Source organism: uncultured Rhodoblastus sp. (genome assembly GCF_903903185.1).
Taxonomy (GTDB): domain Bacteria; phylum Pseudomonadota; class Alphaproteobacteria; order Rhizobiales; family Beijerinckiaceae; genus Rhodoblastus.
Window position 1 is genome coordinate 1 of the sequence record NZ_CAIUXT010000045.1, and the last position, 15128, is coordinate 15128.

A 15128-nucleotide genomic window follows, 5' to 3' on the forward strand; every position below is an offset into this window, starting at 1 on the left:
CGAAAGCAGCGCGCCGCCGAGCGAATTATGGTCCTCCGGGCAGACCACGACGACTTTGAGACGCGGCAATTGCGCCGCCAGCGCGATCAGATGGGCGAAATGGTCTTTCTCGTCGAGGATCAGCGCCGGCAATTCGCGCGCTGGAGTCTCGACATTTACGCTCGGCGCATCGACCACCGCCACACCCTTGCAGACGACGGCGCCTCCGGCAATGGCAACGACGGTTTCGAACACGGCTATGGGCGCCTCGCGCTTCTCGAGGCAGGTGACGGCGATGCGCAGACGGTCGCCGACATGCGCGCGCCCGGCGAATTCGAAGGTCTGGGAGCGATAGAGCGTGCCGGGTCCGGGCAGGACATTGCCGAGCACGGCGGAGATCAGCGAACCGAGCCACATCGAGGGGGCCACGGGCAGTTCGGAGACGGGCGCGCCCTCCTCGGCGGGCAGCATCAGCGGATTGGTGTTGCCGGAAACATGGGCGAACAGGAACAGGTCGCGATCCGAACAGACGCGCTCCAGGAAAGCCGTGTCGCCGACCTGCAATTGCGCCCAGGTCTTGTTGTAAATCGTCTTGTGGGAAATCGTTTTGCTGGAAATCGCCTTGTCGGGAATGGCGCCGGAAATCGATTTTGTCGCGCTCATGATCTTGCCCCTTGGGTGACTTTGAGACACGGGATGTCGTCCATCGAAACGCCGCAGCCCCCTTTCCCGTGCGGAACGCGCCGGGAGGAGGGATCCGGGCCGCGGCGGTTTTCCGCATGAGTTAAGCCCGGCATGATGACAATGGCAAGAAGCCCGGCCTGCGGCGAAAAGGCGGTGCGAAAAATCAGGCGCGGCATGACGTCGCCGGCGCGTTCGCCCGGCGTCACCCCCCGGCGGGCGCGGGCTCGCCGGCCGTTGCGAGAAAGCGGGGCGTGCGGCCCGCGCGCAAGGCGACGGCGGTCAGAACGCCGCTGGCATAGGCCCCGGTATCGACGCCGATCCGGCGCGGCGCGACCACCGGTCCGCCGATTGAGGGCACATGGCCATGCACGACGGTGAAAGGCAGGAGATGGGCGCCGCGCAAAAAGGGCTCGCGGATGTTCATCATCGTCTCCTCGCTTTGGCGGTCGAGCGGGCGCCTCGGGTCGACGCCCGCATGGACGAACAAATGATCGCCCGCGCGGTAAGAGAAGGGCAGGCCGTCGAGAAAAGCGAGATGGTGGGACGGAATGGCGCGACGGGCGCGAGAGACGCTGGCTTCCTTGCGGCTTAAGCCATAGGAGGCGAGAGTTTCAAGCCCGCCCTTCTGCATCCAGCGGCGAAACGCCGCCTCACTCTTGCCGGCCACGGCGTCGAGCATCAGTTGGTCGTGATTACCGCGAAGGGAGACCCATGTGTCGCCACGACGCTGCGGCCCTTCGATCAGACGCTCCAGCACCTGCCGGCTCGCCGGGCCGCGATTGACCAGATCGCCGAGGAAAACCACTACCGCAGGACATTCGCCGGCGTCGGCCTCGATCCGCACGATCAGGTCGTCGAGCAACCGGCGCATGCCGTGGATGTCGCCAACCCCGTAATGAACGGCGGCGATCTGCCCGGATTGAGAGGCGGCGACCGGCTTTAAGTTGCGCCGGTCTGAAAGAGTCGCCTCGCTTTCATCGGTGCGCATCCATCCGGCAACGGCCTCGAAAAAGCCCGGCGCGAATCGCAATTTCTCGAATCTCCATCAAGCCCGCCAGAATAGATTATCGAGATTACAATTCGATGACTTCGGCGAATATGGGCTTCCGGGAACTTTTCCCCAGAAGTCGCCGGTCAGGATGTGGCTCGCCGCGCGCCGCCTCAGCCGAGATTGGCGTTGGCGAATTCCCAGTCGAGCAATTTGTCGATGACGGCGGCGACGTAATCGGCGCGGCGGTTCTGGTAATCGAGGTAATAGGCGTGTTCCCATACGTCGATGGTCAACAGCGGCTTCTTGCCGCTGGCGAGCGGCGTGTCGGCGTTGGCGGTCTTCACGACCTTTAGCTTGCCACCGTCGAGCGCCAGCCAAGCCCAGCCCGAGCCGAACTGGCTCGTCGCGGCGGTTGCCAATTCCTTCTTGAGCGCGTCGAGCGAGCCGAAATCGGCGTCGATCTTCTGCGCCAGCGCGGCGGGCGGCGCGCCTCCGCCCCTCGGCTTCAGGCTTTTCCAGTAAAAGGCATGGTTCCAGGCCTGTCCCGCGTTATTGAACAGGGCGGTCTTGTCCGCCTTGCCGGCGGTCTCGACGATGATTTTTTCGAGCGGCGCATCGGCGAATTCGCTTCCCGCGACCAGCTTGTTGATATTGTCGATATAGGTTTTGTAATGCTTGCCGTAATGAAAACCGAGCGTATTGGCCGAAACCGTGGGAGCGAGATCGCTCTCGCCATAAGGCAGGGGCTCCATGACGAAGGGACTCGCCGCCTCGGCCGGGCGAAGGAAGACATAAGGCGCAGCGACCGCTCCGGCGACAAAGGTCAGGAAATGGCGGCGGGAGGGGGCAAGATCATATCCTGCGAGAGAAATGGCATCGGTCATGCGTAACTCCGAAAATGGCGAGGCGGCCTCGATGGCGATATGTCCTCGACGGCGAATCCTGGCTCAATTTTGTCGCCCGAAGAAGGCTAACAAAACAAGCCGCGCGGCGCTATGGGCAATGACTGGAAGGGCTCTTTTGGCGAAGCGCCGGCCCGATCGAGGCGAATAAGCGTGCGGCGCGTCAGTGCTTTTCGGCAGCCGGTTTCTTGTCGGACTTTTTCGCGTCGGCGGCGGGCGCCGCAGGCTTGGCGGGCGGCGCCGGCGCGACCGGGACCGAGGAGCCGAGATTGGCGGCAAGGCCGAACAGCCGCCATTGGCCTTCCACCGGCGCGAACAGAAATTCGAAATTGATCTGCGTCGGCGCGGAAGGGAAAAACCCCGCCATATGCATCATGCCATTGGCGTTGATTTCGGGCATGGCGGTCAATTGCGGCTCCAGCACCAGCACGCCGGACAGGTCGATCCGGTCACGCCGCAAATTGGCGAAAATTTCGGCGAGCCGGGCGGCATTATTGGCGGAGGCAAAGGCCGGCGCCGCAAGATCGCGCAAAACCGTGTAATTGCCGGTCTTGTTGGCCTGATCGAGCGCGATCAGGATCGATTTGACCAGAATCAGCAGGCCGTTGCGATCGATCTGCGCCGCTTGCGGGGCGGGCGAGGCAGGCGTTTGCGCCTGCGCGCCGAAGGCGAAGTTCGCGGCCACATGGGCCGCGAACAAGCAGAAAAGCAGATTTTTCCGCAACCGCGACCTCACCACGCGAAGGTTCCTCCAGCGCGGGCCCCGACCCCGCCGGAGCTTCCAATGCCGAACCCGACGCCGCCGTCCAGCACGATCTGGTTGGAGACGCGGATCATCGCCGAGGCGCCGAACGCGCTCTGGCCGTTGAATTCGCCGTAATGCGCGGAAACGCCGAAGTTTTTGGATTCCGGCAGATAGCCGGGGATCGAGGCCATGGCGATCGCGGCGCCGGAATAGGCGCGGTTGACCGCCTTTTGCAGGCTGTAAATCTGCTGCTGCTGGACCGCCTGGACGCTGGCGATATTGTTCAGCGAGGAACTCAGCGCCGCGATTGTGCCCGGGCCATAGGAGGAGACGCCCAGAGTGCCCTTGGAATCCGACGTGACGAAATTCGTCGCGCCGACCTGGGCGGCGGTGGAGGCCGAGACGATGCCGGGCGCGACGATGCTGGCGCCGCTCGCGCCGATGACGATCTGGTTCGCTGCCGTGGTCTTGGCGCCCGCGCCGATCGCGGTTGACCCGGCATTGGTCGCCGAAGCGCCCTGGCCAAGCGCGGTCGCATTGCCGCCCGAAGCCGTGGCCCCGGAACCCAGGGCGATATCGTTCGCCTGAACCGCCGAAGCGCCATTGCCGATCGCGACGCCGCCTGCGGCGCCAACCGTGCTGGCGTTGCCCAGCGCCACGGAACCCAGTCCCGTGGCGCTATTGCCGTTGCCGAGCGCCAGCGCGCCATTGCCATTGGCGATGTTGTTGGCGCCAATGCCGACCGCGCCCGTGCCGGTCACGACATTGGGATCGCCGATAGCGACGGCGCCGGCGCCCGTGGCCTGCTGCTGCGCGCCGATCGCCACCGCGCCCGCGCCGGTCGCGGAACTGCCTTTGCCGCCCGCGAAAGCGGCGGTCGCGGATGTGCCGCCGCCCGTGGCGGTCGCGCCGCCGATTGCGGTGTCATAGGCGTTGCTGGCGGCGCTGTTCGCGCCGATGGCCGTGCCAAAGCTCTGGGCCGCCGTCGATCCAAAGCCGACCGCGGTCGAGGCCAGGGCGGCTGCCGTCGCGCCGGAGCCGATAGCGATGGCCTCTCCTCCCGCCGCCGTGGAGCTGACGCCCATGGCGATTGCGCCGAAGGCCGTGGCCTGGCTGGACTGGCCTTCGGCGAAGGCGTTATTGCCATTGGCCGTTGCGGTCGCGCCAATGGCGACGTCGAAATTTTGCACGGCTTTCGCGCCATTGCCGACCGCAATGGCGGCGAAGCCCGTCGCACTGGAGTAGGCGCCGCCGGCGAACGCACTGCCGCCGTTCGCGGCCGATTGCGAGCCGATCGCCACGTCATTGGACAGGGTCGCCGTCGCGGTGTCGCCGAAAGCCAGGCCGCCGGCGGCGGAAACGGTGCTGCTGTTGCCAAGCGCGACCGAGCCCTGACCGATGGCGGTGTTGGCGTTGCCGAGCGCCACAGCGCCCTGCGCGGCGGTTGCGCCCAAGGTATCGCCGGCGGCGACATTGTTGGCGCCAATGCCGACCGCGCCGGTTCCGTTGACGGTATTGGGATCGCCCACCGCGACCGCGCCATTGCCGGTGGCCTTTTGCGTCGAGCCGATCGCCACCGCGCCATTGCCATTCGCAATCGAGCCATTGCCCGAACCGACCACCACGGCGCCGGCGCCCGTCGCGGAGGCGTTGGCGCCAATGGCTATCGCGCTGTCCACGCCGCCATTGCCGGTCGCGGTGGCGCTGCCGATCGCGATGTCGCCCTTGTTGATGGCGCCGGAATTCGTCCCCAGCGCGACGGAAAGGTCGCCATGGGCATTGGCGCCGAAATACAAGGCGTTGCCGCCGCCGATGGCCACGGAACTCGCTCCCGCGGCGGTCGCGCCATGGTTGCCGCTCACGGAACCGCCGCCGATGGCGATCGCGGCCTCGGCCGTCGCCGCGGCGCCGTCGCCATTAAACGCGCCAGCGCCGACGGAGCCGCCGCCGATGGCGATGGCGCTCGCCGCGCTCGCATTGGCGCCGGCGCCAAGGCCGGCCACGCCGCCGATGGCGACGCTGCTCGTCCCTCCGGCGTTGGTGGCGGCGCCCGTCGTGCCGGACGCCACGCCGCCGACGGCCACGCTCGCGGCGCCGCCGGCCTGGCTGGCGGCGCCGAGCGCCGTGGCGCCGTCCAATGCGGCGTTCGAATTGGCGCCATAAGCCGAGGCGGTTGCGCCATTGGCGATACTGGAATTGCCGGTCGCCGTGGCGTCGGCGCCAGTGGCGCTGGCTTGATTGCCGAATGCGGTCGCCTGGGAGCCATTCGCGATACTCTTATTGCCGACCGCTGTGGCGAACCCGCCAGTCGCAATGCCGCCGCCGACCGCCGTGGCGGCCGCGCCGGTGGCGGTTGTCAGCGAGCCATAGGCCGTGGCGAAGGCTCCGTTCGCGTCGGCGGCATTGCCGCAGGCGGTCGCGTTGCCGCCGCCATGATCGTTTCCGGAGGCGGCGCCGCCGGCCGTGGCGTTGCCGCAGATGACGGCCCAGGCCGCGCCGGGAGTCATGACACAGGCGATGGCGGCCGCGGCGGCTGCGCCAAGCAGCGCTTTGCGCAAGCCATATGAATTCCAGACTTGCAGGGAATGGGAGGAAGTCTGGGACATGGCGTCGCCTCGAAACATCGAAAAAAGTCGTCGCCCACTTTCAAAATGTGCGATCAGGACGGACAGGTTATGCAAATTCATCGAAACGACAAGTGGAGGTGGTTCCGGGTTTTGGCGCGCGCGGCGCCGCCTAACATCAGGAAATGCTGGAATAAAACGGATTGGCCGCGCAAACGCGCCGCGCGGGGGAGAAATCCGGTGGCTGCTTCGGAGGACGAATTGTCTCACGCGTGGCGCATCAGCAACACATTTTACCGATTAACGGTCTCATTTTACTTAAGTTTGGGCGCTTTCGCCCGCTTCTCCCAACGGCAGCCTTCCGGTTGGGAGAAGCGAATCAAACGGCCTTGCCGAAAAACTCAGCTGTCCATTTTGAGCGCGGCGATAAAGGCTTCCTGCGGAATATCGACCTTGCCGAACTGCCGCATGCGCTTCTTGCCTTCCTTCTGCTTGTCCAGAAGCTTGCGCTTGCGGCTGACGTCGCCGCCATAGCATTTGGCGGTCACGTCCTTGCGCAGCGCGCGGATGGTCTCGCGGGCGATGATTTTGGCGCCTATGGCCGCCTGGATCGGAATCTGGAACATGTGCTGCGGAATCAATTCGCGCAGTTTTTCGACCATGGCGCGTCCGCGCATTTCGGCGCGGGTGCGATGCACCAGCATCGACAGCGCATCGACCGGTTCGGCATTGACCAGAATCGACATTTTCACCAGATCGCCGGCGCGGTAATCGGTGATTTGATAATCGAACGAGGCATAGCCCTTGGATATCGACTTGAGCCGGTCGTAAAAATCGAACACCACTTCATTGAGCGGCAGTTCGTAAACCACCATGGCGCGTTTGCCGACATAATTGAGATCGACCTGGATGCCGCGCCGGTCCTGGCAGAGTTTCAGCACCGCGCCGAGATAATCGTCGGGAGTCAGAATGGTGGCCTTGATCCAGGGCTCCTGAATCTCCGCGATCCGGACGGGGTCCGGCATGTCGGCGGGATTGTGCAGTTCGAGCGTCTCGCCGGAGTTCAGGCCGATCTTGTAGATGACCGAGGGCGCGGTGGCGATCAGGTCGAGGTTGAATTCGCGCTCCAGCCGCTCCTGGATGATTTCGAGATGCAGCAGGCCGAGAAAGCCGCAACGGAAGCCGAAGCCGAGCGCGGCGGAGGATTCCATTTCATAGGAGAAGCTGGCGTCGTTGAGCCGAAGTTTCCCCATCGCCGCGCGAAGATCCTCGAAGTCGGCGGCGTCGACCGGGAACAGGCCGCAGAACACCACGGGCTGCGCCGGCTTGAAGCCGGGCAATTGTGCGGCGCAGGGCCTTTTGTCGTCGGTGATGGTGTCGCCGACGCGGGTGTCGGCGACCTGCTTGATCTGGGCGGTGATATAGCCGATCTCGCCGGGTCCGAGTTCCGGCCCTTCCTGCATTTTCGGGCGGAACACGCCGATGCGATCGACCTCGTAATGGGCGTCGGCGCCCATCATGCGGATTTTCTGGCCCTTCTTGAGCACGCCGTCGAAAATGCGCACCAGCACGACCACGCCGAGATAGGGATCGTACCAGCTATCGACCAGCAGCGCCTTCAGCGGCGCGGTTTCGTCGCCGGTCGGGGCAGGGAGTTTCTTGACGATGGCTTCGAGCACCAGATCGATGTTCAGCCCGGTCTTGGCGGAAATCGGCACGGCTTCGGACGCATCGAGGCCGATCACTTCCTCGATCTGCGCCTTGATCCGGTCCGGTTCGGCGGCGGGCAGGTCGATCTTGTTGAGCACCGGTACGATTTCATGGCCGGCGTCGAGCGCATGATAGACATTGGCCAGCGTCTGCGCCTCGACGCCCTGGCTCGCATCGACCACCAGCAGAGAGCCTTCGCAGGCGGCCAGCGACCGCGAGACTTCATAGGCGAAATCGACGTGGCCGGGGGTGTCCATCAGGTTAAGGATATAGGTCTTGCCGTCCTGCGCCTTGTATTCGAGGCGCACGGTCTGCGCCTTGATGGTGATGCCGCGTTCGCGCTCGATGTCCATCGAATCCAGCACTTGTTCGACCATGTCGCGCTCGGCCACGGTCCCGGTTTGCTGGATCAGCCGGTCGGCGAGAGTCGATTTGCCATGGTCGATATGGGCGACGATGGAAAAGTTGCGGATATTGTCGAATTTATGCGCGCTCATCCGCGTCGGATAGCAGGGTGGTTGCGCGAAAGAAAGAGCGCTGGCGCGGTTGACGTTATTTTCCGCCATTTGGACCCCTCGACGTTTCGGCCGATTCATCCCGTTGCGCCAAAAACGTCGGGATGCGTTTGCAGGCGGTGTCGCTGGTCTTTCGGCCCGTCACTTGGAGGGTCTGGCGATCTAGCCTATGTTTGCTGAGAGAGAATCGTCGAGGTGCAAGGTTTGAGCCTGAGACGCGGGGACTTGCGGCATGGATCGAAATGGGCCTTCACGCTGCGTCTATACGGTGTTGATTGGCGACTATGAACAACTCAACGAGCAGGAGGTGGCGAGCGGTTCCGATCTTTCGTTTATCTGTCTGACGGACGACCCGAATCTGACCAGTGGTTCATGGGATGTCAGGCAAGTCGATCCGACTTTCGCGATGGATCCGATCCGAAGCCAGCGCGACTTGAAAATTCGGCCCCACGTCCATTTGCCTGAGTTTGACCAGTCTCTCTATATCGATAATTCGGTTGTGTTGAAGGTGCTCCCAGAGATTTTATTCGAAACCTATCTCGTCGATTCAAAATTCGCATTACCCGATCATAGTTTCAGGGAAAGTTTAATAGACGAGTTTATCGGGGTTATCAAACTTGGATTCGACGATCCCGGACGGGTTTTCGAGCAATTGAATCATTATGCGCTTTTCGACCCAGAGTTAATGAATGAGAGACCTTTTTGGTCGGCGATCTTGCTGCGCGACCACCATGATGCCGGCGTAAGGAAAGGTCTCGAAATCTGGGCCTCTCATGTTTTCCGTTATTCGCGGCGGGATCAATTGTCGGCGAACATGGCCTTCCGCCAGGCCGGGTTGGCTCCAGATCGCATTGCCATCGATAATCATGAATCGTGGTTCCATCGCTGGCCGATCACCACGGGGCGGGAGCGGTTCAAGGGCATGCGCGATGCGGTTGCTTCTATCAGCCCCGCGATTTTTCGACTTCGGAATATGGAACAGGAGATCGTCGAAACGGCGCGCGTTCACGAACACGAGCGGCGCGAGACGGAAATTCGGTTGACCGAAGAGCAACGAGCGCGTGGCGAGCTTTCGGATGCGTTGGCGGATTGCCGGCGCGATTTGGAAGTGGCGAGGGGCGAATTGGGAGAGTTGAGGAAAGCCGCGGATCAGCTTCGCGGCGATCGCGATACGGCGCTCGTCGAACTGGGCAAATCCGCCGCGCGCGAAGATCAGCTTTGGGCCCGCTACGTGGCATTGCGCAAGCGGTCGATCCTGCGCTTGCCGCGTTGGCTGATCCGTCAAAGCTGATCGCGGGAATTGGCAGCCGCGCTCGGGACAAGAAAATCCTTATCCCTTTGCAGCTGGATCGGGCGGCGACGCGATGTTAACCCGCGTCCGATAGGCTTTCCCGGTTGACAGGAGCGACGAAGCCGTCGCCGGGATGCGGCGACCCCCTTCCCGTCCGGTTTTTGCTCAGAACTGCGTCCGTCGGAGGCATTCCATGATCGATCGAAGATCTCTCTGGTCGACGTGGGTCGTTCTGGTTTTCGGCCTGTTCAATGTTTACGGCCCGTCGCTGCAGAGCTACCGCGCGCCCGGCGACCCGCCCGGCATTTCCGCCGACACGCTCGCGCGACGGCTCGATCCGCTGCAATTTTTCAGCGTTCTGGTTCGCAACGACGGCGATGCCGCGCGCTATTTCTCTTATGCCAACGCCATGCTGGGGCGGCCCTATGCGACCTATTATGTGCGCGGGATGGAGGAGTGGACGCTCGCGCCGGACGGCGCGCAGGATCCCGGCGCCTTTCCAACCGTCGCGCCGCCGCGCCCGCTTCTGCCCTGGCGCGACTTTTCGATGGAATATCCGCCGGGCATGGCGATTTTCGCGCTGCTGCCGGCCTTGCTGACCCGCGACTTCGACCTCTATCACCGGCTGTTTGGCCTTGAGATGGAGCTTTTGCTGACGCTTTCGGTGTTTTGCGCGGTGCAGGCGACGGAGCGGCTCGCGCCGGGGCAGGGCGCGCGGACGCTTGCCTTCGCCCTGGCGACGACGGCGGCGCTCGGCTTTATCGCGGCGCGACGTTTTGACGCCTGCGTTTCCGCCTCGCTTGGCCTGACTTTTTGGGCGCTGGCGGCGGGCCGTCCCGCCGGCGCGGGGGCCGCGCTGGCGTTCGGCGTCGTAGCCAAGGGGGCGCCGATCCTGTTCGCGCCGCTCGGCGCCATTTTTTACGCGAGGACTGGTCGATGGCGGGAGCTTTTCGCCAGCCTCAAAGCCGCCGGCGCCGTCTGTCTCGTTGCCGGGCTGGCTTTTCTCGCGCTCGCCGGCGACCATTGGCGGGACGCTTTCGCCTATCATGGCGCGCGGCCCCTGCAGATCGAAAGCACATGGTCCGCCGCGCTGATCCTGCTTGCCGCAGCCAAACCGTCGTTGGTCTCCGGCTCGGTCTATACGTTCGGCTCGGATAATCTCGTTTCCGCATATGAGCCCTTGCTGCGCCCGCTCGCGGAAACCGCGCCCCTGCTGGCGATTCTGGCGGTCTGTTGCTGGCTGTGGCGGACGCTGCGCCAAAGTCGCGGCGAGTTCGACCGATTCGTCGCCCTGGCCAAAGCCGTTTGCGTCGTCGTCGTCGCCTTTTCGGCGCTCGGAAAAGTGTTTTCGCCGCAATATCTGGTCTGGCTGACGCCGGTCGCGGCCATCGCCAGCCTGCAATCGACGCGCGCGGCAAAAGCCAGCCTGCTCGCCGGACTTTTCCTGACCCAGCTCGAATATCCGTTTTTCTATACGTTTTTCGCTGCCGACCTGCCGCCGATCTTCGGCCTCCTGGCTTTGACGCGCAATCTGGCGCTGATGTTCTGGGCGGCGCAGCTGCTGTCGCCGCCGCAAACCCGGCCCGCCGTCGCGGCGCCGGCGCCGCAAGCCGCCTGAGCCCATCCCAAGACGCATTTCCTTTTGGCCGAAATATTCCTACAAGCGCGGGAACGATCAAGGAGTTCTCATGCGTCCCTCGAACCGCGCGCCCGACGCCCTGCGTCCCGTCTCGCTCCAGCGCAATGTCGCCCGTTACGCCGAAGGCTCTTGCCTCGTCAAATTCGGCGAGACCCATGTGCTCTGCACCGCCTCGCTGGAAGACAAGCCGCCGATGTGGCTGCGCGGGCAGGGGCGCGGCTGGGTCACCGCCGAATATTCGATGCTGCCGCGCGCCACCCACACCCGAACCCGTCGCGAGTCCACGTCGGGCAAGCCTTCGGGCCGCACCCAGGAAATCCAGCGGCTGATCGGGCGATCCTTGCGCGCCGTGACCAATTTGCAGGCGCTCGGCGAACGCCAGATCACGCTCGACTGCGACGTGTTGCAGGCCGATGGCGGCACGCGCACGGCGGCGATCACCGGCGCCTGGGTGGCGCTGCACGATTGCCTCAAATGGATGCGCGGGCGCTCGATGATCAAGGAGATGCCGCTCACCGATCACGTCGCGGCGGTATCCTGCGGCATTTACAAGGAAGTCCCGGTGCTCGATCTCGATTACGCCGAGGATTCGGCGGCGCAGACCGACGCCAATTTCGTCATCACCGGCGCCGGCGGGTTGGTCGAGGTGCAGGCCACCGCCGAAGGCGCGGTGTTTTCCGAAGCCGAGCTGACCGCGCTTTTGACGCTGGCGCGCGGCGGCGTCGGCCTGCTGGTCGGCCTGCAGAAGCAGGCGGTCGCCGAATGAGGCGGCTGCACGGCAAGCTGGTCATCGCCACCCATAATGCCGGCAAATTGCGCGAGATGCGGGAATTGCTCACTCCTTACGGGATCGAGGCGGTCTCGTCCGGCGACCTCGGACTGGACGAGCCGGAAGAGACCGGCGCCGATTTCGTCGCCAATGCGCTGATCAAGGCGCGGGCGGCGGCCATGGCTTCCGGCTTGCCGGCTCTGGCCGACGATTCGGGCGTTTGCGTCGATGCGCTCGACGGCGCCCCGGGCATTTATTCGGCCCGCTGGGCCGGAGAGGCCAAGGATTTTTACGCCGCCATGGCGCGGATGGAAAGCGAAGTCGAAAAATCCGGCTCGCCCTCGCGCCGCGCGCATTTCGTCTCGGCGCTGGCTCTGGTATGGCCGGATGGCGAGGAATTTTCCGTCGAAGGCAAGGTTTTCGGCGACCTGACCTTTCCGCCACGCGGAACGGCGGGGTTCGGCTACGATCCCTGTTTCACGCCGGACGGCCATGACCGCACTTTTGGCGAAATGAGCGCGGAGGAAAAACACGGCATCCCCGCCGACGGCGCGCAGGCCTTGTCGCATCGCGCGCGGGCGTTCCAGTTGCTGGCGAAGAATCTGCTGGAAGGCGATTCGTCGCCGGTCGCGAATTCCGGCAGGTGAAAAGTGAAAATGGCGCGGTGAAAACGCCTTTGGCGCCGCGACGACGTTCTTGTTTTGTTTCACGTGAAACACGCGCAGGCAGCGGCGCGGCGCTTCTGCATCTATCTCATTGAAATAAAATGATTTTTTGGCGTCCGCCTTCGGTCCGGGCGAGAGGCGGGAAATTGCCTCGTCGCGCCGCCGAAAGCTGCAACCGCACGGTTGCAGCGTCGAAAACGGGCCAAAACCGAACGAAAACGAGCGGAAATGAACAGGGTTTCGCGCAAATTATTCATAAATCGGGCGATATTTTCACCTTTTTTGCACTTCCGCCGCGCTGGTTTTTCGATGCAACCTGAGCGCGATTTTCCACTCCGCGATAGGCGCGGCGGGTCGGCCAACCGAGACGGGCGTCTGTGGAGAGAAATTGGGAATCGCCAGCGACAACGCCGACAACGACCCCTCTCGGCTCATTTGAGAGCTTCCTGATCGGATCGGCGAGCGTCTCGTCATGGTCCTGTGAGCGTCCGTTGCCGCCTCGCCGGGCCGGCACGAAACGAGGACGCCAAGGCCTCGGGCTATGCGGCGGACAGCGACGAATCGACCGACCTCTACGACCGCGCGGCGGCGGTGGCGCCGCGCGACAAGAAATGCTCGACGTCTTACGTCCAGCGCCGGCTGTCGGTCGGCTACAACAAGGCGGCGTCGCTGGTCGAGCGGATGGAGAAGGAAGGCGTCGTCGGCCCCGCCAACCACGCCGGCAAACGCGCGATACGGGTCGACGGCGGCATGGATCGCGGCGCGTTCGATCCGGACGAGTGAGGACAGGCCGAAACGCAGGAATTCGGGGACTGGATTCGAATTGCGCCATCATGGCAGTTGAAAACGGTTCGCGGGAGACAGGGGCGCAATTCGTTTCCTGTCCCCGCAATTCCGGAACGGGAGCGCCCCTCGGCGGCATTTTGGCGAGCGGACGGGGTATTGCGGAAATACTGGACAAATCGACTTTTTGTCAGGTTTTGATTCGGGGATTTGGTAAAAAAGTCGTAGCAATTTTTTGCTTCGGCTCAACGCCCGTCACGGGACCGTTGCTTACCGGCGCGGGTCCGCTATGCTGCCCTGCGCATAGGCTGGGCCATGGCTGACGAAACCCGCAAGACCAACGTCTTTATTTCCTACAGCCGCGACGATCTCGCCTTTGCGGACCAGCTTGACGCCGCTCTTGGGGTCACGGGCTTCGGCACGACCCTTGACCGTCACGGCATCTCGGCCGGCGAGGACTGGAAGAGCCGCCTCGGCGCGCTGATCCGCGACGCCGACACCATTGTATTCGTGCTCTCCCCGTCATCGGCACGCTCCGACACTTGCGCCTGGGAGGTCGCCGAAGCCGTCCGGCTCGGCAAGCGCATCCTTCCGGTGCTCTGTCGTTCGCTCGAGGGCGCGAACCCGCCGCCGCAACTTGCCGCCCTCAACTACATCTATTTCTACGACGAGCCGAGATTCCCCCGCTCCGGATTCGGCTCGGGGATGGTTGGGCTCGTATCGGCGCTCAACACCGATCTCGACTGGCTTCGAGAGCATACCCGCTATCTGCAACGCGCGACCGAGTGGGACGCGGGCGGCAGGCCGGCGAACCGGCTGCTGTCCGGCGCCGATATTGAATTGGCAAAGGCCTGGGAGGCGCGACGGCCCAAAGGCGCGCCCGAGCTGACCGCGCTGCAGCTCGATTTCATCAAGGCGAGCGAGGCGGAGGCGCTCCGCCGGCAAAGCGCCGAGGCGCAGCGGCTGCAGGAAATGGCGGACGCCCTTTCGGCGAAGACTGCAGCGCTCGCCGAAAGGGAGGAGGCGCAGAAGCGCGAGGTCGAGGCGCAGAAGCGCGAGGCGGAGCAGGCGAAGCGCGTCGTGCGGCGGACGCTTGCCGGGCTGGTGGCCGCCATAGTCTTGGCTATCGCGGTCGGATGGTTCGCTCTCGAAGCGAGGAAATCGACGGTCCGAGCCGAGGGGCTCGCGACCGCCACGCACCTGCAACTCCTTGCCATGCAGGCGCGCAAAGCGGATGCAGAGGCGAACTCGCCAGAAGACATCGGGCTCGCCGGCGCCTTGGCCCTGGAGGGCATCGCGCTGGCGCACCAAGGCAATCGGCCTGTCGAGGCATTCGCGCTCGAGGTAGCCGATAACGCCTTGGGCCGGCTTCCCCTGCGGGTACTCTCGCACGGTGGCCCGGTATCGTCTCTGGCGGCGCTGGCGGACGGGCGGCTGGCCAGCGGCGGCGACGACGTAAACGGCAAGATCAAGCTCTGGCCCAAGGCCGGCGCGGGCGAACCCGTGGTTCTTTCCCACGGCGACGCGGTTTCATCGCTGGCGGTGCTGGCGGACGGGCGGCTGGCCAGCGGCGCCGCCGACGGCAAGATCAAGCTCTGGCCCAAGGACGGCGTGGGCGAACCTGTGGTTCTTTCCCACGGCGGACCGATCCGGTCCCTGGCGGTGCTGGCGGACGGGCGGCTGGCCAGCGGCGGCTTAGACGGCACGATCAAGCTCTGGCCCAAGGACGGCGTGGGCGAACCCGTGGTTCTTTCCCACGGCGGCAGGGTCCTTTCTCTGGTGGTGCTGGCGGACGGGCGGCTGGCCAGCGGCGGCCGCGATGGCAAGATCAAGCTGTTTCTTGTCCAGGAAGAGAAACTTGTCGCTGCCCTCTGTCTTCGCGCGGGCCGCA

11 protein-coding genes and 2 pseudogenes are annotated in these 15128 nt (G+C 64.3%); 6 read left to right on the forward strand and 7 right to left on the reverse strand.

What is annotated here, in order from left to right:
• The 7 genes and pseudogenes from QZY01_RS03825 to lepA form a co-directional block, all read right to left on the reverse strand.
• A pseudogene (locus QZY01_RS03825) lies at positions 1 to 642 on the reverse strand (enoyl-CoA hydratase); the annotation flags it as partial.
• On the reverse strand, positions 639 to 839 hold the full coding sequence (locus tag QZY01_RS03830) for a hypothetical protein (protein ID WP_294533571.1): 201 nt from the start codon (positions 837 to 839) through the stop codon (positions 639 to 641). The pseudogene QZY01_RS03825 and the gene QZY01_RS03830, both read right to left, overlap by 4 nt.
• A gap of 26 nt (positions 840 to 865) precedes the next feature.
• Positions 866 to 1693, reverse strand: coding sequence for a metallophosphoesterase family protein (locus tag QZY01_RS03835; RefSeq protein WP_294533574.1), 828 nt, complete (start codon positions 1691 to 1693; stop codon positions 866 to 868).
• A 131-nt stretch (positions 1694 to 1824) separates the two neighbouring features.
• Positions 1825 to 2406: a superoxide dismutase gene (locus QZY01_RS03840; protein WP_294533592.1), complete on the reverse strand. Its 582-nt coding sequence runs from the start codon at positions 2404 to 2406 to the stop codon at positions 1825 to 1827.
• 313 nt (positions 2407 to 2719) lie between these two features.
• A complete protein-coding gene (locus QZY01_RS03845) occupies positions 2720 to 3295 on the reverse strand; it encodes a hypothetical protein (protein WP_294533576.1) in 576 nt (191 codons plus the stop codon).
• Positions 3289 to 5907: a hypothetical protein gene (locus QZY01_RS03850; protein ID WP_294533579.1), complete on the reverse strand. Its 2619-nt coding sequence runs from the start codon at positions 5905 to 5907 to the stop codon at positions 3289 to 3291. The genes QZY01_RS03845 and QZY01_RS03850 overlap by 7 nt, the downstream gene beginning before the upstream one ends.
• A gap of 359 nt (positions 5908 to 6266) precedes the next feature.
• A complete protein-coding gene (gene lepA, locus QZY01_RS03855; protein WP_294533594.1) occupies positions 6267 to 8072 on the reverse strand; it encodes a translation elongation factor 4 in 1806 nt (601 codons plus the stop codon).
• 250 nt (positions 8073 to 8322) lie between these two features.
• Between lepA and QZY01_RS03860 the strand changes: the two genes are divergently transcribed.
• From QZY01_RS03860 to QZY01_RS03885, 6 genes and pseudogenes are all read left to right on the forward strand, one after another.
• Positions 8323 to 9381, forward strand: a complete 1059-nt coding sequence (locus QZY01_RS03860) for a hypothetical protein (protein WP_294533581.1) — start codon at positions 8323 to 8325, stop codon at positions 9379 to 9381.
• A gap of 193 nt (positions 9382 to 9574) precedes the next feature.
• Entirely contained in the window at positions 9575 to 10999 is a 1425-nt protein-coding gene (locus QZY01_RS03865; protein WP_294533583.1) for a hypothetical protein, read from the forward strand.
• Positions 11000 to 11069: 70 nt separating this feature from the next.
• On the forward strand, positions 11070 to 11786 hold the full coding sequence (gene rph / locus QZY01_RS03870; protein ID WP_294533586.1) for a ribonuclease PH: 717 nt from the start codon (positions 11070 to 11072) through the stop codon (positions 11784 to 11786).
• The gene (gene rdgB, locus QZY01_RS03875; protein ID WP_294533588.1) at positions 11783 to 12436 is read left to right on the forward strand and encodes an RdgB/HAM1 family non-canonical purine NTP pyrophosphatase; all 654 of its coding nucleotides are present in this window, start codon (positions 11783 to 11785) and stop codon (positions 12434 to 12436) included. The genes rph and rdgB overlap by 4 nt, the downstream gene beginning before the upstream one ends.
• A 567-nt stretch (positions 12437 to 13003) precedes the next feature.
• Positions 13004 to 13237, forward strand: a pseudogene (locus tag QZY01_RS03880) (DNA translocase FtsK); the annotation flags it as partial.
• Positions 13238 to 13552: 315 nt separating this feature from the next.
• Positions 13553 to 15128: TIR domain-containing protein (locus QZY01_RS03885; protein WP_294533590.1), on the forward strand; the 1576-nt coding region annotated here is incomplete at its 3' end.

Coding starts and splice junctions, on each gene's coding strand:
- rdgB (WP_294533588.1), top strand. CDS start 11,783: ATGAGGCGGCTGCACGGCAAGCTGGTCATCGCCACCCATAATGCCGGC.
- lepA (WP_294533594.1), bottom strand. CDS start 8,072: ATGAGCGCGCATAAATTCGACAATATCCGCAACTTTTCCATCGTCGCC.
- rph (WP_294533586.1), top strand. CDS start 11,070: ATGCGTCCCTCGAACCGCGCGCCCGACGCCCTGCGTCCCGTCTCGCTC.
- QZY01_RS03850 (WP_294533579.1), bottom strand. CDS start 5,907: ATGTCCCAGACTTCCTCCCATTCCCTGCAAGTCTGGAATTCATATGGC.
- QZY01_RS03860 (WP_294533581.1), top strand. CDS start 8,323: ATGGATCGAAATGGGCCTTCACGCTGCGTCTATACGGTGTTGATTGGC.
- QZY01_RS03865 (WP_294533583.1), top strand. CDS start 9,575: ATGATCGATCGAAGATCTCTCTGGTCGACGTGGGTCGTTCTGGTTTTC.
- QZY01_RS03830 (WP_294533571.1), bottom strand. CDS start 839: ATGCCGCGCCTGATTTTTCGCACCGCCTTTTCGCCGCAGGCCGGGCTT.
- QZY01_RS03840 (WP_294533592.1), bottom strand. CDS start 2,406: ATGGAGCCCCTGCCTTATGGCGAGAGCGATCTCGCTCCCACGGTTTCG.